Source organism: Kangiella japonica, assembly GCF_039523535.1.
Taxonomy (GTDB): Bacteria; Pseudomonadota; Gammaproteobacteria; order Enterobacterales; family Kangiellaceae; genus Kangiella; species Kangiella japonica.
Genome location: NZ_BAAAFM010000003.1, coordinates 1021058 through 1041652, shown reverse-complemented (window position 1 = coordinate 1041652; position 20595 = coordinate 1021058). Strand labels below are relative to the sequence as shown.

At 45.2% G+C, this 20595-nt stretch carries 18 protein-coding genes; 11 read left to right on the top strand and 7 right to left on the bottom strand.

Annotated elements, in window-relative coordinates:
* Positions 1 to 169 precede the first annotated feature (169 nt).
* From groL to ABD128_RS08320, 3 genes are all read right to left on the bottom strand, one after another.
* Positions 170 to 1816: a chaperonin GroEL gene (gene groL / locus ABD128_RS08330; RefSeq protein ID WP_343989394.1), complete on the bottom strand. Its 1647-nt coding sequence runs from the start codon at positions 1814 to 1816 to the stop codon at positions 170 to 172.
* Between the two features lie 33 nt (positions 1817 to 1849).
* A complete protein-coding gene (gene groES / locus ABD128_RS08325) occupies positions 1850 to 2140 on the bottom strand; it encodes a co-chaperone GroES (protein ID WP_110200544.1) in 291 nt (96 codons plus the stop codon).
* 115 nt (positions 2141 to 2255) lie between these two features.
* Complete coding sequence (locus ABD128_RS08320; protein ID WP_343989090.1) at positions 2256 to 2756, bottom strand: FxsA family protein; 501 nt, start codon at positions 2754 to 2756, stop codon at positions 2256 to 2258.
* A 122-nt stretch (positions 2757 to 2878) separates the two neighbouring features.
* Here ABD128_RS08320 and cutA point away from each other — a divergent pair, with 122 nt between their 5' ends.
* Positions 2879 to 3220 carry a divalent-cation tolerance protein CutA gene (gene cutA, locus ABD128_RS08315; protein ID WP_343989088.1) on the top strand — a complete coding sequence of 114 codons (342 nt, stop codon included), beginning with the start codon at positions 2879 to 2881 and terminating at the stop codon, positions 3218 to 3220.
* A gap of 91 nt (positions 3221 to 3311) precedes the next feature.
* A complete protein-coding gene (locus ABD128_RS08310; RefSeq protein WP_343989086.1) occupies positions 3312 to 5198 on the top strand; it encodes a protein-disulfide reductase DsbD in 1887 nt (628 codons plus the stop codon).
* Positions 5199 to 5304: 106 nt separating this feature from the next.
* On the opposite strand, the gene ABD128_RS08305 is transcribed toward ABD128_RS08310, so the two are convergent.
* The 4 genes from ABD128_RS08305 to ABD128_RS08290 all read right to left on the bottom strand — a co-directional run bounded on the left by ABD128_RS08305 (position 5305) and on the right by ABD128_RS08290 (position 11373).
* Complete coding sequence (locus tag ABD128_RS08305; protein WP_343989084.1) at positions 5305 to 6291, bottom strand: DMT family transporter; 987 nt, start codon at positions 6289 to 6291, stop codon at positions 5305 to 5307.
* Between the two features lie 125 nt (positions 6292 to 6416).
* Positions 6417 to 8945, bottom strand: coding sequence for a CHASE2 domain-containing protein (locus tag ABD128_RS08300; RefSeq protein WP_343989082.1), 2529 nt, complete (start codon positions 8943 to 8945; stop codon positions 6417 to 6419).
* 10 nt (positions 8946 to 8955) lie between these two features.
* Positions 8956 to 10593, bottom strand: coding sequence for a FecR family protein (locus tag ABD128_RS08295; protein ID WP_343989080.1), 1638 nt, complete (start codon positions 10591 to 10593; stop codon positions 8956 to 8958).
* A gap of 66 nt (positions 10594 to 10659) precedes the next feature.
* Positions 10660 to 11373, bottom strand: a complete 714-nt coding sequence (locus tag ABD128_RS08290) for a response regulator transcription factor (RefSeq protein ID WP_343989078.1) — start codon at positions 11371 to 11373, stop codon at positions 10660 to 10662.
* A 333-nt stretch (positions 11374 to 11706) separates the two neighbouring features.
* Here ABD128_RS08290 and aroQ point away from each other — a divergent pair, with 333 nt between their 5' ends.
* From aroQ to purD, 9 genes are all read left to right on the top strand, one after another.
* Positions 11707 to 12150 carry a type II 3-dehydroquinate dehydratase gene (gene aroQ / locus ABD128_RS08285; protein ID WP_343989076.1) on the top strand — a complete coding sequence of 148 codons (444 nt, stop codon included), beginning with the start codon at positions 11707 to 11709 and terminating at the stop codon, positions 12148 to 12150.
* A gap of 15 nt (positions 12151 to 12165) precedes the next feature.
* Positions 12166 to 12624, top strand: a complete 459-nt coding sequence (gene accB, locus ABD128_RS08280) for an acetyl-CoA carboxylase biotin carboxyl carrier protein (RefSeq protein ID WP_343989074.1) — start codon at positions 12166 to 12168, stop codon at positions 12622 to 12624.
* Between the two features lie 25 nt (positions 12625 to 12649).
* On the top strand, positions 12650 to 13999 hold the full coding sequence (gene accC, locus ABD128_RS08275; protein WP_343989072.1) for an acetyl-CoA carboxylase biotin carboxylase subunit: 1350 nt from the start codon (positions 12650 to 12652) through the stop codon (positions 13997 to 13999).
* Between the two features lie 360 nt (positions 14000 to 14359).
* Positions 14360 to 15244 carry a 50S ribosomal protein L11 methyltransferase gene (gene prmA / locus ABD128_RS08270; protein ID WP_343989070.1) on the top strand — a complete coding sequence of 295 codons (885 nt, stop codon included), beginning with the start codon at positions 14360 to 14362 and terminating at the stop codon, positions 15242 to 15244.
* A 78-nt stretch (positions 15245 to 15322) separates the two neighbouring features.
* Positions 15323 to 16093 carry a zinc-ribbon and DUF3426 domain-containing protein gene (locus ABD128_RS08265; RefSeq protein WP_343989068.1) on the top strand — a complete coding sequence of 257 codons (771 nt, stop codon included), beginning with the start codon at positions 15323 to 15325 and terminating at the stop codon, positions 16091 to 16093.
* A gap of 190 nt (positions 16094 to 16283) precedes the next feature.
* A complete protein-coding gene (dusB, locus tag ABD128_RS08260) occupies positions 16284 to 17264 on the top strand; it encodes a tRNA dihydrouridine synthase DusB (protein WP_343989066.1) in 981 nt (326 codons plus the stop codon).
* A complete protein-coding gene (fis, locus tag ABD128_RS08255; RefSeq protein ID WP_343989064.1) occupies positions 17261 to 17587 on the top strand; it encodes a DNA-binding transcriptional regulator Fis in 327 nt (108 codons plus the stop codon). The genes dusB and fis overlap by 4 nt, the downstream gene beginning before the upstream one ends.
* Positions 17588 to 17660: 73 nt before the next feature.
* The gene (gene purH / locus ABD128_RS08250) at positions 17661 to 19226 is read left to right on the top strand and encodes a bifunctional phosphoribosylaminoimidazolecarboxamide formyltransferase/IMP cyclohydrolase (RefSeq protein ID WP_343989062.1); all 1566 of its coding nucleotides are present in this window, start codon (positions 17661 to 17663) and stop codon (positions 19224 to 19226) included.
* Between the two features lie 21 nt (positions 19227 to 19247).
* Complete coding sequence (gene purD, locus ABD128_RS08245) at positions 19248 to 20537, top strand: phosphoribosylamine--glycine ligase (RefSeq protein ID WP_343989059.1); 1290 nt, start codon at positions 19248 to 19250, stop codon at positions 20535 to 20537.
* Positions 20538 to 20595 lie beyond the last annotated feature (58 nt).

Sequence of the window (20595 nt, the reverse complement as noted above, 5' to 3'; positions counted from 1 at the left end):
AACTTTTTTTGAAATGGATGTCACCTGACAAAAAAAAACGCTGAGATTAAGACTCAGCGTTTCTAGTAAAGTTTTTAAGCCTACTTCACTGTCTACATTTGTGTATATTTTTCTGTATACACTCTGTGTAAGTTGTTGATTTTATTGGTCTAAAATAGGTCAGCTTTGATTACATCATACCTGGCATGCCACCCATACCACCCATACCGCCCATATCTGGAGCAGCACCTTCGTCTTTCTTAGGTAGGTCGGTTACCATTGCTTCGGTAGTGATCATTAGAGCGGCGATAGAAGCTGCGTTTTGTAGCGCGCTACGCGTTACTTTTGCTGGGTCTAAGATACCCATTTCAACCACGTCACCAAACTCGCCTGTTGCTGCGTTATAGCCGAAGTTACCGTTGCCTTCTTTAACTTTAGCAACAACTACTGCTGGCTCTGCACCTGCGTTTGCGACGATTTGACGTAATGGAGACTCCATCGCACGTAGGGCAATCTTGATACCTACGTTTTGATCTTCGTTATCACCACGAAGCTCGCCTAGGTTTGATAGTACGCGTACTAGAGCTGTACCACCACCGGCTACAACACCTTCTTCAACCGCTGCACGAGTTGCGTGTAGCGCGTCGTCTACGCGATCTTTCTTCTCTTTCATTTCAACTTCAGTTGCTGCACCTACTTTGATTACGGCTACACCGCCAGCAAGTTTAGCAACACGCTCTTGAAGCTTTTCTTTGTCGTAGTCTGATGACGTTTCTTCGATTTGTGCACGAATTTGCTTCACGCGACCTTCGATTTGAGCTTTATCACCAGCACCGTCAATCACTGTAGTGTTGTCTTTGCTGATTTGAACACGCTTCGCTTGACCCAGTTGTGCAAGCTCAGTGTTTTCTAGGCTCATGCCTAAGTCTTCAGAAATTACTGTAGCGCCTGTTAGGATAGCGATGTCTTCTAGCATTGCTTTACGACGGTCGCCAAAACCAGGAGCTTTAACTGCTGCAACTTTTACGATACCGCGCATGTTGTTAACAACTAGTGTCGCTAGCGCTTCGCCTTCAACATCTTCTGCTACGATTAATAGCGGACGGCTTGATTTAGCCACGGCTTCTAATGTTGGTAGCAATTCACGGATGTTTGAGATTTTCTTGTCAACCAATAATAAGTATGGGTTTTCAAGATCAGCCATCATCGCTTCTGTGTCTGTCACGAAGTATGGCGATAAATAACCGCGGTCGAATTGCATACCTTCAACAACTTCTAGTTCGTTGTCTAGGCCAGAACCTTCTTCAACCGTGATAACGCCTTCTTTGCCAACTTTTTGCATTGCTTCAGCAATGATTTTACCAACGTTTTCGTCAGAGTTAGCTGAGATAGTACCTACTTGAGAAATGGCTTTTTGATCTTCACATGGTACAGCGATTTTCTTTAGCTCTTCGACCGCTGCAACAACAGCTTTGTCGATACCACGCTTAAGATCCATTGGGTTCATACCAGCGGCAACTGATTTTAAACCTTCGTTAACGATAGATTGCGCCAATACTGTTGCAGTTGTTGTACCGTCACCAGCGATATCGTTGGTTTGCGATGCAACTTCTTTAACCATCTGTGCGCCCATGTTCTCGAACTTATCTTCTAGTTCGATTTCTTTCGCTACAGAAACACCATCTTTAGTAATTGTTGGTGCACCAAATGATTTGTCTAAAACCACGTTACGACCTTTAGGGCCTAAAGTAACGCGAACAGCATTTGCTAGTGTGTTAACACCTTGCAACATACCTTTACGGGCTTCATCACCAAAACGTACGTCTTTTGCCATGATTAAATTCCTCTAAATTCGTTGAATGTATTCTTATTAGCCTTCAATTACAGCCATGATGTCGTCTTCGCGTAATACTAGAAGCTCTTCGCCATCGGCCTTAACTTCTGTACCGGCAAATTTACCGAACAAAACTTTGTCGCCGACTTTAACGTCTAGGGCACGTACATCGCCAGACTCTAAAGGCTTGCCATTACCTACAGCGATGATCTCGCCACGGCTTGGCTTTTCTTTTGCATTGTCTGGAATGACGATACCGCCAGCAGTTGTAGTTTCTTCTTCTAAACGACGCACAATGACGCGGTCATGTAATGGACGTAAGCTCATGTTTTTTTCTCCTAATAGAAAGTGTTTTACTTACTACGAAAAATCGTTTGGGGAAGATATGGGGTCATTTTTTTAGCACTCAAGGGGATCGAGTGCTAATTTTTTAAATTTTTTTCTATTTTTCTAATCGGTCGTGACGGGGTTTATCGGTTCGCTCATACTCGCCATCTACCGTATTACTATCATCCTCAGGCCGCGCCTGTCCGAATGGGTTGCCCCCGGCCTGATATGAACCACCAACGTGCATCCCTTGGACTTTAAACATTCCTTTTTTAATCAATGCTTTAGCAAAGTATTCTCGAGTTTGTGGAATGAGCCACAGGAAGCCAATAGCGTCGGTCACAAAGCCTGGCGTAATTAAGAAAGCTCCTGCGATAATTAATAAAACACCCTCAACCATTTCTTGCGCTGGCGCTTGGCCTTGGCGCATTTTTACTTGCAGCTTGGCGAAGACGCTAAACCCTTGCTGTTTTAGCATGGTGACGCCGATAATACCGGTTAATAAGATGAGTCCGATGGTTGGTAACGTCCCGATCAAGCTGCCGACACTAATTAGTACATAGATTTCAGTAACCGCTAAAACTATGAAAAGTAAGAAAAAACTTCTGAACCACATAAATTCGTGTTTCCCATCAGCATTTGCTGAAGTGCATTAATGGAAAGCTTATCAAAGCTATATATACCGTTATAATGGGGACAAGATACTCGATAACAAGTTCAGACAAAGGCTGTTTCATCATGGTTTTTTCTAAATCCAAAGACCTAGAGCGTAATTTTCAAGTAGCGCTATGCACCGCACCCGACCAAGCTACAGCTGAATTATTGGCTGAAAAAATGGTGCAACAAAACCTCGCTGCATGCGTCAATATCATTCCAGCAATCACCAGTGTGTATCAATGGCAGGGGCAGATTGAAAAAGAGCCAGAAGTTTTATTGGTCATCAAAACGGCTGAAGAGTTAATGCTGCAACTCGAAGAATTACTCAATGCGGAGCACCCTTATGAAGTATTCGAGCTGATAAGTTGCAATATTGAGCAAGCCGCGACGGCTTATTTGCAGTGGCTCAATGACTCGGTGTGATGCTTTACCATCCTTCACTCTATTGTAAAGTCATTGTAAATCATAAGATTTTGCTACCCAAACTGGTATTATAACGATGGATTTTTAACCGATGATGACAATGAGTTATATGAATATTTTGTTTAGGCTATTCGTAGCTTTTATGCTGCTCTTTACCACCAGTGCTCATGCCGCCAACACCATAGATCTGAACGAGATCCTGGGTGAGCAAGACTCTTTGCTTAAAGTCGAAGAGGCGTTTCAGCTCAGTGTCGACATTGTTGACGATAAAGCTCTGGTCAAATTTGAAATTGCCGATGGCTACTATATGTATTCTGAACGAATGCATATTTCGAGCCCGGACGCTGAGCTTGGCGAGCTTTATATTCCAGAGGGTAAAGAGAAAGATGACCCTTATTTAGGCCTCACTCAGGTTCACTACAACTTCCTCGAAGCGTCGGCCATAATTAAAAAAGCTAACGGCGACTTTACTTTAGTCGTTGATTATCAAGGCTGTGCCGAAGATCGCTTGTGTTACCCACCAACCACTACCGAAGTCAAGCTCAACCATTTTGTCGGCACAGCAGGGAGCTCTGAAACTGCGAAAAGCGTTGAAACAACGAGCAATGGCACCACGGCAGAAGCAGCTCCTTCGAGCGAGAAACAAAGCCAAGCCTACGTCAGTGAACAGCAAAAACTGTCACAACAATTAACCACATCGGGCTTATTCTCGAACTTCTTTTCGTTCCTACTAATCGGAATCGGCCTTGCCTTCACGCCTTGCGTCTTCCCGATGATGCCGATTATTTCAGGTATTATCGCAGGCCAAGGCAAAGATATTTCGACACGAAAAGCCTTTGGTTTATCGCTGACTTACACCCAAGCGATGGCAATCGTTTACACTATTTTAGGTATCGTGGTCGCACTTGCAGGCCAATCTATTTCGGGCTACTTCCAAAATCCAATCGTGGTGATTACGGCTGCGATTATTTTTGTTCTGTTATCGCTTTCGATGTTTGGCTTTTATGAATTACAACTCCCTTCAAGCCTACAAGCGAAACTTAGCGAGCGCAGCAATCAGCAGAAAAAAGGGAGCTATATTGGCACCGCTATTATGGGTGCAATTTCCGCAGTTATCGTGTCGCCCTGCGTTACCGTTCCTTTAATAGCGATATTATTGGTGATCGCCCAAACTGGAGACGTTCTGCTTGGCGCGGTTTCTTTATACGGTCTCGGCGTTGGTATGGGGATACCACTCATCATTATTGGTGTGACTGGCGGCAAGTTGCTACCGAAAGCAGGCCCTTGGATGGATGGTATTAAGGCAGCCTTTGGTGTTGCCATGCTAGGTGTTGCGCTCTACTTGGTTAAACACTTACTTCCTAGCTACTTATATATGTACGCTTGGGGTCTGCTAGCGATTATTCCGGGTTATTACCTATTCAGTAACCAACTGCCTCGGGCAGGCTGGAGCACCTTATTCAAAGGTCTTGGCCTAGCCGCAATTCTCTACGGAATTCTACTGTTTATAGGTGGCGCGCAAGGTCAGAAAAACTTACTGCAACCCCTTGGACATGTTAGCCAAGCAAGCAACGTAAGCGCTAGTAAAGAGATTACAGCACAGTCGGGCCATTTAACCTTTAAACGCGTTAAAACCCTTGGCGAGCTTAACTCGGCGGTTAATGAGGCTAGCGCTCAGGGAAAAACTGTGATGCTCGATTTTTTCGCAGAATGGTGTGCGGCCTGCTATGAGTTTGAAGAAAAAGTCTTTACCGACCCTAAAGTGATAGCGGCTCTTAGCAATACTGTGTTGCTTCAAGCAGACGTTACCGCTAACGATGCTGATGATGTGCAGCTGTTACAGGCTTATGATGTATTGGGCTTGCCGAGTATTATGTTTTTCAATCTTGAAGGTAAGGAGCTTCCCAGCTTTCGCGCCACTGGCTTTGAAGACGCTGAGCAATTCGAACAACGAATTCGCGCCGCCTTCAACCTTTAGCTGATTAGTAGCCCTCAACAAATAAGCCCTGAACGTCTTTTTATAGAACATTCGGGGCTTTTTATTTATTAAGCTATTATTTCAATATTGCTTAGACTAAATACGTTTATGAAGCTTTGCTTCTATTTGGCTTCAATCTTCGCAACCGCTCCTTGGCTCTTTCGCGCATCGACTTACGAATCACATAGTGCTCAATAAAGACCGTGCTTCGAGGTTGAGTTTGTGACCAAATTACACCAAGTAACACCAGTCCAGCGGCCATGTATTGCACACCATTAAGCTGCTCATCCAATATTAACCAGCCGAAAAATAAAGTACCTATTGGTAATAGGTTCATCATGCTACCGACCTTGCTGGCGGTCATGGTTTTAAAGGCATAGTTGTAGCAGGTAAAGGCGAAAATGTTGACGCCAAAAGCTAAGAATAATATGGCGACTATCGCTTCTTTCGACACATCAGTAGGGATTGCCGTGTCTTGAATCAATAAGAAGGGTAGGAAAAATAGTGTGCCAACGATCATTTGCAGCAGCGTCAAGAATACTGGCGAGTAACGCTGGGATAATTTTCTCGCAAGTAAGCAGTATGCCGCCGCCGCCGTGATTGCGCCGAACTCTAAAGTATTGCCCAGTAATGGGTTGCTCGCGTGTTCAGAACTCTCGCCACTCAAGGTTAACCAAATAACACCCACAACCGCCATTAAACAGCCAACAATTAGTCTGCTATTGAGCTTCTCTTTCAGCAAATAATAGGCCGCTACGGCAACCATGATCGGCTGTAATGACGTTATCATGCCGGCTTCCGAAGCTGTGGTATAGGTCAAAGCATAGCTTTCGAAAATAAAATACAGGCAAGGCTCACAAAGCGCCAAAAGCAATAATAGCCACCAGTCGCCCTTTTGATACTGTTGCTTTTTACCCATTGTTGGTAAAAAGAAGATCAGTACCGCGGCAGCCAGGATCATGCGTAAAAAGACCGTCAAGATTGGTCCAAACTCAGCTATCGCGTACTTCATAGCGACAAAGGATCCAGCCCACATGACAATAGCACATATCAAGCCAATCATTGCCAAATGCTTTTGAACGTTTTTGTACATGCCTAGCTCCAAAAAAAGGCTTATCCGAATAGGCCGTATTCTATGGCGCTACAATTGATAAGAACAACGATCTTTTTTCATTACCTTAATTAATTTAAATAATGGATGTTGCACAATAATAGTAATTAATCATCAACAATGACAGACGTCGGGAAGAACAGTACAAAGCAAGAACCTTTACCTAGCTCGCTCTGTACAGACACAGTGCCATTAAAGCGCTGCATGGCGGCTTTAACAAACCTTAAACCAAGTCCAATCCCTTTTATTTTCGCCATTTCGTGGCGTCGTATTCGTGAGAATGGCTTAAAGATGGTCTTCATTTGATCGGCATCAATTCCCTCTCCCTGGTCCGCCACCATCACCTTAACCCCGTCCTCGCCTTGTTCCAACGTGATTTCGACTTGGCTCTTAGCCGGTGAATATTTAATGGCATTGGTGAGTAGGTTGACGATCACCCGCTCCAATAGCTCCTCATTCGCTTTCAACCAAATATCATCATACTGGCTAAAGTCAAACTTGAGCTCAATGTCCTTATCTCGAGCAAGTGGCCGCGCTACTGCCAAGGCACTATCGATACTGTTTAAAATCTCTACCGGATACAAAGGCATCTCGATCCCACTTTCCGCTCGGGAAAGCATAAGAAAGTGCTCGGCCAATGATAAGCTTGATTTCGTCAAACGCTCAACCTCAGCATTAAGCTCATCAACGGTTAGATCGGTTTGTTTGCTTTGATACTGATTTAGGAGAGCTAGAACGGAGGTCATAGGTGAACGCAGATCATGAGATATGAAATCGATCATTTCCAACTGACGCTGTTGTTCACGTTTAATTAGAGTAATATCGGACATATTGATAATGAGGAAATCCTGTCCTTCAACATTGTCTAAAAGCGAAATACCTATTTTATAATAACGTTTTCGAGAGTTAATCGCCTGTATCTCACGGCCGACACCATCAACCATGACCTTTTTAATTTCTTCAGACCAGTCTGAACCCACTTGCAGAGTTAACTGGTTGAACACGTCGAATATATCTTTGCCAATATCAACATCCAGATATTTTTTAGCTTCCATATTGGCATAAAAAACAACCCCAGAAATGTCTACAAGTAATACAGCTTCCGACATTTTATCCATGGTTTTTTCGACAAATCGGCGTAGGAAGTTTATTTTCTTAATTGCTACTTCGACTTGGGCTACCTTTTCTTCAACAACGCTTCCCGCCGGCGCCTGCTTCTTCTGCACAAATGTTGACTGACGATATAACTTATAGAATAACTTGCGCTCCTCGTCTGTCTGCTCACCAACATCGATCAGCCAGCGCCTTTTATTAATATCGATAGGAATACTGCGATCGAATGCAGCTATATCTTCGACCCCTTCGGACCAACCTTGAATTAAATTCAATCGCTTCCAAAATTGAAAATGCTTTTCATAACTCGACTTAACTTCAGGCTCAAAGCTATTTCTCACCTCGTACTGAAGTCGTTTTACCGTATTGATGAAGAAAGTCATGTTGGCCACAACTGCACGCCACACCCACATCAAATAGCCCAGAACCATGACAATCGCCGGCGTTACCAACGGCAACCAATAGCCCGCACCGTGTAACAGGATCCAACTGGCAAAGAGCAAAGTAAAGGCCAGTAACAATACAAGGTAAACGTTATGCCTTGGAAGCGACCTTGGGATCAGCATAAATAATGCAAAGACCAGTAGTGCCGAAAGCGTACTAACAAAATTCTGACTCATCGGCAGAATTAAGCTGTTGTTCGCCAACCCTTCGTAAAGCGTGGCGTTGATTTCCACGCCTGACATGACCTGTCCATCACGATCGACAGGAACTGGAAGGAAGTCCGCATTACGGGCTGCGGTTGCAGTGACCCCGACAAATACCACGCGATCACGCAAAACATCCAATCCAACTCTACCTTCAACAAGATCCACAAAGCTGATTTTGGTGAAATAATCTTTATTTTCTTGATAAGGAATTAACGCATAGTGCGTTTTTTCTATTTTATTTAGATTATAAGAATATTCAGCGACTTGATTACTTTCAAAAGGGAAACTATAGATCTCATCGCCATTCGCAACATCCAATACTTCAACTGCGAATGTTCTCCAGTATGGTTCACCCAGCCCAGATTTGAGATAGACGCCTCGCGCGATATTGTCCTTGCTCAACTCGAAATGAACCACACCTAGCCCAACGCTCGCCTGATAAAGCTCTGGATAGGGCTGTAACTCAACCAGCTGTCCGCCTTGTATCAGTTCATCAATAACTACTGGGAAAATAACTTTGCCATTTTTCTTTACCGCTTGAGTTAAAGCTTCATCCCCTGGGCCGCTCACTTTGTCGAATAGCACGTCGTAACCCAGTGCTTTGACCTTGGCTTCAGTAAGCCTATCGATAGCTTTGGCGTGTAGCTCCCTTGGCCACGGCAAAGGGCCGTATTCTCGCAGACTTTTCTCATCCATCGCTATGATCACAACATCTTTGGAGTAACTCTTCTCTTGCACACGAAGCATACGATCGTAGGCCAGTAACTCCAGTGGCTGAAGGACCTTAAAACAGGTTAAGAAAAATGTGATTATGGCTAGAATCGCTGCGAAGGCGATACCACCCTTTGTTAAAAATCTACGATTAACAAACACTATAAATGCCTTATAGTAGAAGAATAAAGAGTAACACTGAACCAATCCCAAAGGCCGTTTTGCCATTGCCTTGCGGCTCGATTAGTACGCGCTGTGTTTCTGAGAAACGGCTTCTATTATATGGACCAAGCGTTGCCACCCTAATATAGAGCTGGGCTTCTGGGAACCCTTCTAATACTAAGTGATTGGACTGACTCTTTCCCTCTTTGATGATATCCCTAAATTGCTCATCGGTACTGACTTGCCAGTAATATTCCTTAGCAAGGGGTACGGGCTTCCAGCTTAGAGTTAGCGCATCTTCAGTGGTGATGGTTTCAGCTGACAAGACTAACTGTGGCGGTATCGGTCGCTTTACATCGAAACGTTTAGGCTCCGAATATTGACCAAAGCCATGATAATTTCCGGCAGTGACGCGCCAATAATACGTCCCTGCGGGCAAGCCCTCTTGGATATGTCGAACCCTTGACTTCAAGTCAGTTTGCGAAACAATATTCCTGAATTGTCGGTCCTTGGCTAGTTGCCATCGATATTGAGTCGCTCCATCGGCCGCTTTCCAGGAAAACTCTAATGACTCTCCAGCAGTATACTCCTCGATAAAAGTATTCAGTTGTGGACTTGTAGGCACTGGTGAAATAGTAAAGTGATGCGTTGCATTTAAACCTTGCAGGCCATCTTTATCTATCGCTCTCAAGCGTAGCGAGTACTCGCCAACCTCCACCTCCGGTAAAGTGAACTGATGAGTGTTTACCGTTGCTTTATATTCTAAAACCGTTAGCTCCTTATCCTTGAAAAGCTCCACCTGATAACTGATTGCCTCATCGATAGGCTGCCAAGTAACGGTCACTGGGTGTCCGGGGTATTTCGAGCGTGGATTGACCCATTTTGGCTCAGGCAACAATTCTTTAGGTTTCGTCAGCGGTAGTTTGGCCGAAGTAATTAACCCATAGCCTTCCTTCACTGACTCCTTATTTTCATGTAACTGAACTGAAACCGTTCCCTCATTCACCTCATTAAAGACTATACCTTCATTTTCTTTATCTAAGCGAACACGGAACTCTGTGCCCCGCACTGTGGCCACAGCCGATGGAGTTTGTACTTCGAAATTCGCTCCAGGACCACGTAACTTTTCGACACGACCTTCCGCTGAGCCTTGCATCAAGCGCACACGGCTATCGACCATTCCCGTCTCGCCCCACTTGGTTTGAACGTCAAAGATAAGTTCCGAGTTCTCGCCCAATAATAATTCCGAGCCGTCAGCAAACAGCAAAGCCACACTCGAGTCTTTTTTCGTGACTAGGATGTCATCCAGCACCAACTTTTGCTCTTCGGTTAAAGGAGTCCTGACACCTCTGCGGACAAAGTAAGCTTCACCATTAATGGAGTTGACGTTAACTTCTGCTGGAGCAAACTTAAGATATTCCATAGGAAACTTAAGCGTTACGCCTGGCGGTAACTGTCGATCAAGCTTTACATTGTTGTACTTTTGTATGTCTTGGAATTTAAGCGGATCTTTTAAATATTTATGTGACAAGCCCCAAATGGTGTCGCCCTTACGAACGGTATACAGCCAATCTTCGGCGAAACACTGAGGAACCAGTAACGTCACCAAGACAATCGCTGAGCTCCAAAAACCGCGACTAAACATCATCGATTTACCTATATTCAGAATATTATGACCAGCCGAGTTTAGCCTGCACGTAAAAGCGCGACAACTTTAAACTGCGACACTCGGCTCCATGAGTTCTTCTAGGCGATAACCGTGCTGATAAACTGTTTTTATACGATAACCACTCTCCGCTCGAATGCTTAGCTTTCGACGTAATGAACTGACGTGTGCATCGACGGTTCGGGTGCTGATCTCAGACTCAATGCCCCATATATGCTTGAGAAGATACTTTCTTGAGAAAAGACGTCCAACATTTTTAAATAAAATTAACGCTAACTCATATTCCTTTGTGGTTAATGTTGCCGGCTCGCCATTGACCAACACTTTTCTGTGTTGCTGATCGACGGTGAACGGCCCTACCTCTATCTGAGCTTCTTCATCCAGTAACCCGGCACGACGCACCAATGCATTCAACCTAGCCAATAACTCAGAGCGTCTAAATGGCTTTATCATATAATCGTCAGCGCCTTTCTCGAGGGCGGCCACGATATCTTGCTCGGCATCACGGTTAGTCACAAAAAGAATAGGTCCCTGCCAGTTCATGAATGATCGAACTTGCTCCAAAGCCTCTATGCCCGACATATCAGGCAGCTCCCAATCTAGAATCAGTAAGTCAAACTCGTCAGCTTGTAATATTTCCAGAAAAGACTCTGCGTTTTCGCAATGAGTGGCTTGGTATCCAGAGTCTTGTAAAATTGCCATCAGTGCGTCTGCTTGAGTTTTATCATCTTCAAGGTATAGCAACTTTATATCTTCGTACATGGTGTCTCCTTGCCGGGAAAGTTTTTATTATTTGAACCGGAGCAACTATTAGCCCCTAACTGACCAAGTTCCGTATAGTATAGTGTTTAACGCTATCAGATTTTAAACAAATGTAAAATAGGGGTTTCCCCCTAGTGCTAAACAAAGCATGAAATTATCAAAGAAGTCTGACCACGCTTGCAAAAAGTGGTTATTTGTTGGTAATTTACTGTAAAATGCACGAACTTTGAAATACTGCTTATCCGCAGGGTTGCTAAACATCGCTCAGACGATTCTTTTATTTTGAGCGGTTTTAAGCTCTTTTAAGCGAAGTTAAATAGTTTTGGAGACTAGATGGCGAAATTAATGCTTCTACATGGTCCTAATTTGAACCTTTTAGGACAACGCGAAACCGATATTTATGGTGAGTTGACGCTAGACGCCATCAATTCGGCCGCCAAGAAACAAGTTGAAGCAACAAATATTGAGCTAATAAGTTTACAAAGCAACTCAGAAAGCCAACTAGTTGAAACTATTCAGCAGGCAAAAGCTGATAATGTGTCGCTAATTGTTATTAACCCAGCGGCTTATACACATACTAGTGTAGCAATCCGCGATGCATTACTTGCGGTAGAGATCCCTTTTATTGAAGTGCACTTGTCGAACCCTCACCGTCGTGAGCCTTTTCGCCACCACTCATACTTTAGCGATATCGCTGAAGCTGTGGTTGCTGGCTTTGGCGCCGATAGTTATCGATATGCACTTGATGCAGCCATTAAAATCATCCAAAAAAATTAATAGTAGGTAGAGACTATGGATTTACGTAAAATTAAGAAGTTAATTGAACTCGTCGAAGAGTCGGGTGTTGCCGAGCTTGAAATTCAAGAAGGTGAAGAGTCGGTTCGTATCTCACGTTCCTCTAGTGCTCCAGCGCCAGCTCCTATCCAATACGCGGCAGCTCCAGCGCCACAGGCGGCACCTGCGCCAGCACCACAAGCACCAGCGGCAGACTCTGCGCCGGCTAAAGACGAAGTTAGTGGTCATAAAGTGCTTTCGCCAATGGTAGGTACTTTCTACGCCGCGCCATCTCCTGGTGCTAAAGATTTCGTAGAAGTTGGTCAGCAAGTCAAAGCTGGTGATGTGTTATGCATCGTTGAAGCGATGAAAATGATGAACCAGATCGAAGCCGATGTTTCGGGCACAATCAAAGCAATCTTAGTGTCAAACGGTGAGCCAGTCGAGTACGACGAACCTATGTTTATCATCGAGTAACCCTTAAAACGAGTAGGAAATAATTATGTTAGAGAAAGTGGTCATAGCCAACCGTGGCGAGATCGCATTGCGCATATTGCGAGCCTGTCGTGAATTGGGTATTAAAACGGTTGCGGTTCATTCAACAGCCGATGAAGACTTGATGCACGTTCGCTTAGCCGATGAATCCGTTTGTATCGGTCCGGCTTCAGCTGCCGAAAGCTATCTCAATATCCCTGCGATTATCTCAGCCGCCGAAATTACCGACGCCGTGGGCATTCATCCAGGTTACGGTTTCTTAGCAGAAAATGCTGACTTCGCCGAGCAAGTAGAGCGCAGTGGTTTTACCTTCATCGGCCCAAGTGCAGAAGTTATCAACCTGATGGGCGATAAGGTTTCAGCTATCGCAGCCATGAAAAAAGCTGGCGTACCTTGTGTACCTGGCTCCGACGGCCCGCTAGGTGATGACGACAAAGAAAACCTTGCCATGGGTAAGCGTATCGGTTACCCAGTGATCATCAAGGCTGCAGGAGGTGGCGGTGGCCGTGGTATGCGCGTGGTGCGTAAAGAGGAAGAGTTGCTGAATGCTATCTCTTTAACCAAGTCAGAGGCCGGCTCTGTTTTCGGCAACGACATGGTTTATATGGAGAAGTTCTTAGAGACTCCTCGTCATATTGAGATCCAAGTTCTAGCTGATGGACACGGCAACGCAATTCACCTAGGTGAGCGTGATTGCTCTATGCAGCGTCGTCACCAAAAAGTGGTCGAAGAAGCTCCAGCACCAGGCATTACCGACCAAATGCGTAAGCATATTGGTGAGCGCTGTGTTCAAGCGTGTAAACAACTTGGCTACCGCGGGGCTGGTACTTTTGAGTTCTTGTACGAAAAAGGCGAGTTTTACTTTATCGAGATGAATACTCGTGTTCAGGTCGAACACCCAGTATCAGAACTTATTTCCGGTGTCGATATCATTAAAGAACAGCTTCGTATCGCCAGCAATCAGCCGCTGTCGTTCAAGCAAGAAGATATCCAGCTCAAAGGTCACGCCATCGAGTGCCGAATCAATGCCGAAGATCCGGAAACCTTTATCCCATCTCCAGGCGTCATCACGCGTTTCCACGCTCCAGGTGGCCCAGGCATCCGTATCGACTCGCACATTTACGCTTCATACAAAGTGCCACCTTTCTATGACTCAATGATCGGAAAGCTGATTACTTATGGCGAAACTCGTGAAGTCGCGATTCAGCGTATGCAAATGGCACTAGAAGAAATCGTTATTGACGGTATTAAAACCAACATACCGCTTCAACAACGCATTCTTGCCGACGCCAACTTCCAAAAAGGTGGAACCAACATCCACTACTTGGAACAGCATATGTTTGGCGATAAAGACTAAACGTCGATATATGTAAGCAAAAAGCCGGCAACTGCCGGCTTTTTTTATTCCCCATTATATTGAGCCGCTTGATGACAAAATAGAGTGATCAAAATCTGGATGATTTTGATAGGAGTTTTCAGCACAAGGAAGTGCTGTAGACTCTGGTACGTAAATATTTTGTCTGAAAAGCGGGAAGTCATTCCTCGAATGACCTCATTATAGGGGTGTGCTTCTCTTTGGTTCCTTTCTCTTACACAAATAAGAGAAAGGGACTCAACGAATGTCGAAAAGCAGAATGACAATTAACTTCGAACCAAATTAGTAGATTCCCCACTTTCCCCTTATAATAAGCCCAAAATTGTAAACCCAAAAATTCCTATGGCTTGGATCCAGCTAAAATTCGACTATAAACACTCCGACGCCGACAGCTTAAGCGATCATTTGATGGAGCTTGGTGCGTTGGCGGTGACGTTTCTTGATGCAGAAGATAAGCCGATTTTAGAGCCACTACCTGGCGAAACGCCCCTTTGGGAACACCTCATCGTATTGGCGCTTTTCGATGCGGAAACTGATACGCAGATGATGGACGGGTTGCTCGAAAATAGCGACTTTTACCAGCATTTTGGCGACAGTTATGAGTGGGAAATCATTCGCGACCAAGACTGGGAGCGAAGCTGGATGGATAACTTTAAGCCGATGCAGTTTGGCGAACGCGTTTGGATCGTGCCTAGCTGGTGCGAAGCTCCTGAGCCGAATGCGGTGAACATTAAACTCGATCCCGGATTAGCCTTTGGTACTGGCACACACCCGACGACTTCTTTGTGTTTGCAATGGTTGGATGGTGCTGACCTAAGCGGAAAAATCGTTATCGATTATGGCTGCGGTTCAGGCATTTTAGCCATTGCCGCCCTATTGCTCGGTGCGGAAAAAGTTTATGCAGTGGATATCGACCCGCAAGCCATCGAAGCGACCAAGCAAAATCTTGAGCGCAATGGCATTCAAAGTGAGCGCCTAATTTTAGGGTTACCAGAAGACGTGGAATTACCTAGGGCTGATATCCTAGTGGCCAATATTTTGGCCGAACCTCTGCGCCAGTTGGCAGAATCCATTGCATATTCGGTGCAAAGCGGTGGAAATCTGGTATTATCAGGGCTTCTTGAAAGTCAGGCAGAAGAATTAAAAGAGCTTTATAGTCAATGGTTTACCATGGACCCAGTGGCCAAAGAAGAAGACTGGGCGCGACTATCAGGACAAAAACTATAACAATCTAATCCTGCTTTGTTAGCCGCTGTTGCTAGCAAAATGCACGGGTAGGATATATCGCATTGTAGAAAATACATTATGAGTGAAACCTTTTTAACCAATTGCCCACACTGTAAATCAGTGTTTAAGCTACGTCGGGAGCACCTAGAAGTTGCTTCGGGTCACGTACGTTGTGGTAATTGTCACTCACTATTCCTCGCCACCGACTCCCTCGTATCTTTAGACAAAGAAAGCCAAAAGGCAAAAATGTCTGAGACTGTGGAGGAAGCTGAAGAGCAAATAGTTTCAAGCGCTATTCCTGAGCTCACTCAAATCGACAAAACCGATCACTATCAATTAGATATAGAAGAAGAATCTAAGGAAGTTAAAGAGCGGCCACACTATATCAAATGGTCTTTCTATGGCCTTGCAAGCTTGATTTTAGTTTATCTCGGCTTGTGGTTTTTTTACCTATGGCCAAACCAAGGCTCCCTCGGCCAACAGGAAAGCTGGCGTCCAATCTATCAAGCGTCATGTTCGGTATTTGGCTGCCAACTCGCGCCACGCCAAGATATTAATCAATATCGCGTTAACGCCATTGAGGTTAATATTACCCGTGGCGGGCAAAAAGAGGTCAGTATGGTGCTCAAGAATGTGGCAGAATTCCCCCAGCCCTACCCAAAAATGCGGGTTATTTTAAGCGACATCAAGGGCAAGCAATTTCCTAGCCCAGTCTATAAACCGCAGTATTATTTGCCTCAAGTGAATCACAACGATTTGATCCAGCCTAATCAGTCGGTTCACATCGCCTTTACCTTCAATAACGAAATCGCTGACTATAGCGGTTACCAAGTCGAACTCGTTGAATAGTTCTTATACTTTAGTGTCTTAGTTAACACTGGTCATTTGTCAAGCAAAATATTGTTGGTTTTTTAAACAATATTCGTTCAAAAGCCCCATGAAAAAGTGTATGATCGGCGACCTTAATTTGAACCCACAGTATTGATACTCAAGCATCTGCACGGTGTTGAGTGATGCGTTGGATACTAGCTGACTCATTATGCAAATAGCACAGTACAAACTCGATAATCCATTAATTCTTGCACCCATGGCTGGTGTAACGGATCGTCCTTTTCGTATTTTGTGCAAAGAGTTAGGCGCGGGTATGACGGTTTCGGAGATGATGGCTTCAAATCCCAAACTGTGGAATACCAAAAAAAGCCTAATGCGTAGTGACCATAGCGGCGAACCCGGTATCCGCTCGGTTCAAATTGCTGGCGCAGAACCTGAGATGATGGCTCAAGCCGCACAACACAATGTTGAGAATGGCGCAGAGATCATTGATATCAACATGGGTTGCCCAGCAAAGAAGGTTTGTAAAAAAGCAGCTGGCTCAGCGCTTCTGCAATACCCTGACTTGGTTGAAGACATCATCAAGGCGGTGGTTAATGCGGTCGATGTGCCGGTAACGCTAAAAATAAGAACAGGGTGGAATCCTGATAATCGCAATGGTGTCGAAATTGCGAAAATTGCGCAAGACAATGGTATTCAAGCGTTAGCTGTCCATGGCAGAACACGCGCTTGTAAGTATCAAGGGTTCGCAGAGTACGACACTATGGCGGCAATCAAACAGGCGATCGATATACCTATGGTTGCTAATGGCGATATCACCAACCCTGAGAAAGCAAAGTTCGTACTGGAATATACCGGTGCAGATGCTTTGATGATAGGTCGAGGGGCACAGGGGAACCCCTGGATATTTCGTGAGATTTGGCACTATTTGCAGACGGGAGAGTTCCTAGAAGCACCCAGTATTGAAGAAGTTCGCAAGGTCATGATTCGTCATGTCCTAGGGCTTCATCAGTTCTACGGTGATCACATGGGCCCTAAAATTGCTCGTAAGCACGTTTCTTGGTATTTGCAAGAACAGGCCGACAGCAAAGAATTCCGTAGCACCTTCAATCGTATCGATGACGGCGCTGAGCAGATAGACGTTTTAAACCTTTATTTTGAACAAAAGCAACAGGCTAAAGCAGCATGACAATTTTTGACACGACAACTAACACACAAGCAGCTCTTAATCAGGCACCTCTTTCACAAGGAGTTGCACAGGGCGACACTTCAAGCTTCCAATCTAACCCTACTTTGCGCGAGCACGTTGCGATTTCTATGCAACAGTATTTGAAGCAAATGCAAGGTCAACCTTTGAACGATGTGTACGACTTAGTTTTATCACAAGTTGAAGAGCCGCTTCTGCGCGCCATCATGGAACACACTCGTAATAACCAAACTAAAGCTGCAAAAGTTCTAGGCTTAAACCGTGGTACTTTGCGTAAAAAGTTAAAGCGTTACAACTTACTGTAAAATCGACCAATTAAAATTAGAGTCACCGATCTGCTAATCACAGTCCAACTCTTAATTTTTAAGGAGCTACAACATGTCAAACTATCGTCCGGTTAAGCGCGCCCTGATTAGCGTTTCTGATAAAACTGGAGTAGTTGAATTCGCCAAGAGAATCAGCGCTAAAGGTGTTGAAATTTTATCTACTGGCGGCACTGCAAAATTATTACGCGACAATGATATTACAGTAACTGACGTTGCTGATTACACCGGCTTCCCTGAAATGATGGATGGCCGTGTAAAAACGCTACACCCAAAAGTTCATGGTGCTATTCTAGGTCGCCGTGGCATGGATGACAGCGTCATGGCAGAACACGACATCATCGGTATCGATATGGTGGTGGTCAATCTTTATCCTTTCGAAAGCACTATCGCAAAAAGCGATTCTACGCTTGAAGACGCTATCGAGAACATCGATATTGGTGGCCCTACAATGGTTCGTTCTGCGGCTAAAAATCACCAAGATGTAACGATCGTCGTTGAAAATGAAGACTTCGACCAGGTTGCACAGCAAATCGAAGAAAAAGGCGCCGTGGATAGAGACATCCGTTTCCGCCTTGCAGCTAAAGCGTTTGCACATACGGCACGTTACGACGCTGCAATCTCGAATTACCTAGGCGTTCAAGCCGCTGAAGAAAACAGTGAATTCCCGCCAACCTATTCTGTGCAATACAAAAAAGCACAAGATATGCGTTATGGCGAGAACCCCCACCAAAACTCAGCGTTTTACGTCGAGCACAATCCACAAGAAGCGAGTGTTTCAACAGCGAAGCAGTTGCAAGGTAAAGCACTGTCTTACAACAACATCGCTGATACCGACGCCGCTATTGAATGCGTAAAAAGCTTTGAGCAACCAGCTTGCGTTATCGTAAAGCACGCTAACCCATGCGGTGTGGCTATCGCTGATACCATCGGTCAAGCTTACGACTTAGCGTTCGCCACGGATCCAACGTCTGCCTTCGGTGGTATTATCGCTTTCAACCGTGAACTTGATGCTGAAACAGCCAAAGCGATTGTTGATCGTCAGTTTGTTGAAGTGATCATTGCACCAAGCATTAATAACGATGCTAAATCCATCGTTGCTGAAAAGAAAAACGTCCGTTTATTAGAGTGTGGCCAGTGGCAAGAAGCGGTTCCGTCTTATGATTACAAGCGCGTTAACGGCGGACTATTAATCCAAGATCGCGATTTAGGCATGGTTTTCAATGATGATTTACGTATCGTCACAAAACGCCAACCTTCTGAAGAAGAAATGCGCGATTTATTATTCAGCTGGAAAGTTGCCAAGTTTGTTAAATCAAATGCCATCGTATACTGCAAAAACGGCCAAACTATCGGTGTTGGCGCAGGCCAGATGAGCCGCGTTTACAGTGCTAAGATCGCCGGAATAAAAGCGGCCGACGAAAACCTTGAAGTTCGCGGTTCAGTAATGGCTTCTGATGCCTTCTTCCCATTCCGCGATGGTATTGATGCGGCAGCTAAAGCGGGTATTACCGCCGTCATCCAGCCAGGTGGCTCGATTCGTGATGACGAAGTTATCGAAGCTGCAAACGAAAATGATATGGCCATGGTCTTCACGGGCATGCGTCATTTCCGTCACTAAAACTGATCTAAGGAACGACGAGTGAACGTATTAATTATCGGTAGTGGTGGTCGCGAACATGCTTTGGCATGGAAGGCTGCCCAGTCTGACAAAGTGACTAAAGTATTCGTTGCGCCAGGCAATGCAGGTAGCGCACTTGAAGACAAAGTTGAGAACGTGAACATTGGTGTTGAAGCGATCGATGAACTGGTCGCTTTCGCTAAAGACAATCAAGTTGAACTGACTATTGTTGGCCCAGAAGCGCCACTAGTGATTGGTGTGGTTGATTCCTTTAATAACGCCGGTCTTAAGTGCTTCGGCCCTACCAAAGGTGCAGCTCAACTTGAGGGCTCTAAAGCTTTCACCAAAGACTTTTTAGCACGCCACAAGATTCCAACGGCAGCCTATCAAAACTTTACTGAGATTGAGCCTGCGAAAGCTTACGTTCGTGAAATGGGCACGCCAATTGTCATCAAAGCCGACGGCTTAGCTGCTGGTAAAGGCGTTATCATTGCGCAAAATGAAGCCGAGGCTGATGCCGCGATCGACGACATGCTTGCGGGCAATAAGTTTGGTAATGCAGGTCACCGCGTGGTGGTTGAAGAGTTCTTGCAAGGCGAAGAAGCGAGCTTCATCGTCATGGTTGATGGCGAAAACATTTTGCCGCTAGCCACCTCGCAAGATCATAAAGCTCGCGATAACGGCGACAAAGGCCCTAATACTGGTGGCATGGGAGCTTATTCTCCTGCTCCAGTCGTGACACCTGAAATGCATGACCGCATTATGCAGCAAGTTATAGTGCCAACGGTTGAAGGTATGGCTAAAGAAGGCCACCCTTACACCGGCTTTTTGTATGCTGGCGTGATGATTGATAGCGACGGTGTGCCAAAAGTTCTTGAGTTTAACTGCCGCTTCGGTGACCCAGAAACTCAACCTATCATGTGCCGATTAAACTCGGACTTAGTGGAACTGTGCTTAACTGCGGTTGATGGCAAGTTAGACACGGCTAAAGCCGAGTGGGATCCACGCGCGGCAATAGGTGTGGTTATGGCCGCAGGCGGTTATCCAGATAGTTACCCTAAAGGCGACGTTATTACTGGTCTAGACCAAGTTAATGATACCAACACTATCGGCAAGGTGTTCCATGCCGGAACAGCTGAAAAAGACGGCAACATCGTGACTAACGGTGGTCGGGTTGTTTGCGTTGTTGCTTTAGGCGATAGCGTCACGGCAGCACAGCAAAAAGCCTACCAAGCGGTCGACAAGATTAGCTGGGATAAGGTGTATTACCGTACTGATATCGGTCATCGCGCTATCGCTCGTGAGCAGTAATCACAAGTATTAGTCTAGACTGACTGTTCTAAAGGCGCTTCGGCGCCTTTTTTCATGC

Bases quoted from the DNA above. Each gene is read 5' to 3' on its own strand.
- ABD128_RS08310 (WP_343989086.1), top strand. From the start codon at position 3,312: ATGATGACAATGAGTTATATGAATATTTTGTTTAGGCTATTCGTAGCT.
- ABD128_RS08320 (WP_343989090.1), bottom strand. From the start codon at position 2,756: ATGTGGTTCAGAAGTTTTTTCTTACTTTTCATAGTTTTAGCGGTTACT.
- ABD128_RS08265 (WP_343989068.1), top strand. From the start codon at position 15,323: ATGAGTGAAACCTTTTTAACCAATTGCCCACACTGTAAATCAGTGTTT.
- accC (WP_343989072.1), top strand. From the start codon at position 12,650: ATGTTAGAGAAAGTGGTCATAGCCAACCGTGGCGAGATCGCATTGCGC.
- prmA (WP_343989070.1), top strand. From the start codon at position 14,360: ATGGCTTGGATCCAGCTAAAATTCGACTATAAACACTCCGACGCCGAC.
- aroQ (WP_343989076.1), top strand. From the start codon at position 11,707: ATGGCGAAATTAATGCTTCTACATGGTCCTAATTTGAACCTTTTAGGA.
- accB (WP_343989074.1), top strand. From the start codon at position 12,166: ATGGATTTACGTAAAATTAAGAAGTTAATTGAACTCGTCGAAGAGTCG.
- ABD128_RS08305 (WP_343989084.1), bottom strand. From the start codon at position 6,291: ATGTACAAAAACGTTCAAAAGCATTTGGCAATGATTGGCTTGATATGT.
- dusB (WP_343989066.1), top strand. From the start codon at position 16,284: ATGCAAATAGCACAGTACAAACTCGATAATCCATTAATTCTTGCACCC.
- purH (WP_343989062.1), top strand. From the start codon at position 17,661: ATGTCAAACTATCGTCCGGTTAAGCGCGCCCTGATTAGCGTTTCTGAT.
- cutA (WP_343989088.1), top strand. From the start codon at position 2,879: ATGGTTTTTTCTAAATCCAAAGACCTAGAGCGTAATTTTCAAGTAGCG.
- fis (WP_343989064.1), top strand. From the start codon at position 17,261: ATGACAATTTTTGACACGACAACTAACACACAAGCAGCTCTTAATCAG.
- groES (WP_110200544.1), bottom strand. From the start codon at position 2,140: ATGAGCTTACGTCCATTACATGACCGCGTCATTGTGCGTCGTTTAGAA.
- ABD128_RS08290 (WP_343989078.1), bottom strand. From the start codon at position 11,373: ATGTACGAAGATATAAAGTTGCTATACCTTGAAGATGATAAAACTCAA.
- ABD128_RS08295 (WP_343989080.1), bottom strand. From the start codon at position 10,593: ATGATGTTTAGTCGCGGTTTTTGGAGCTCAGCGATTGTCTTGGTGACG.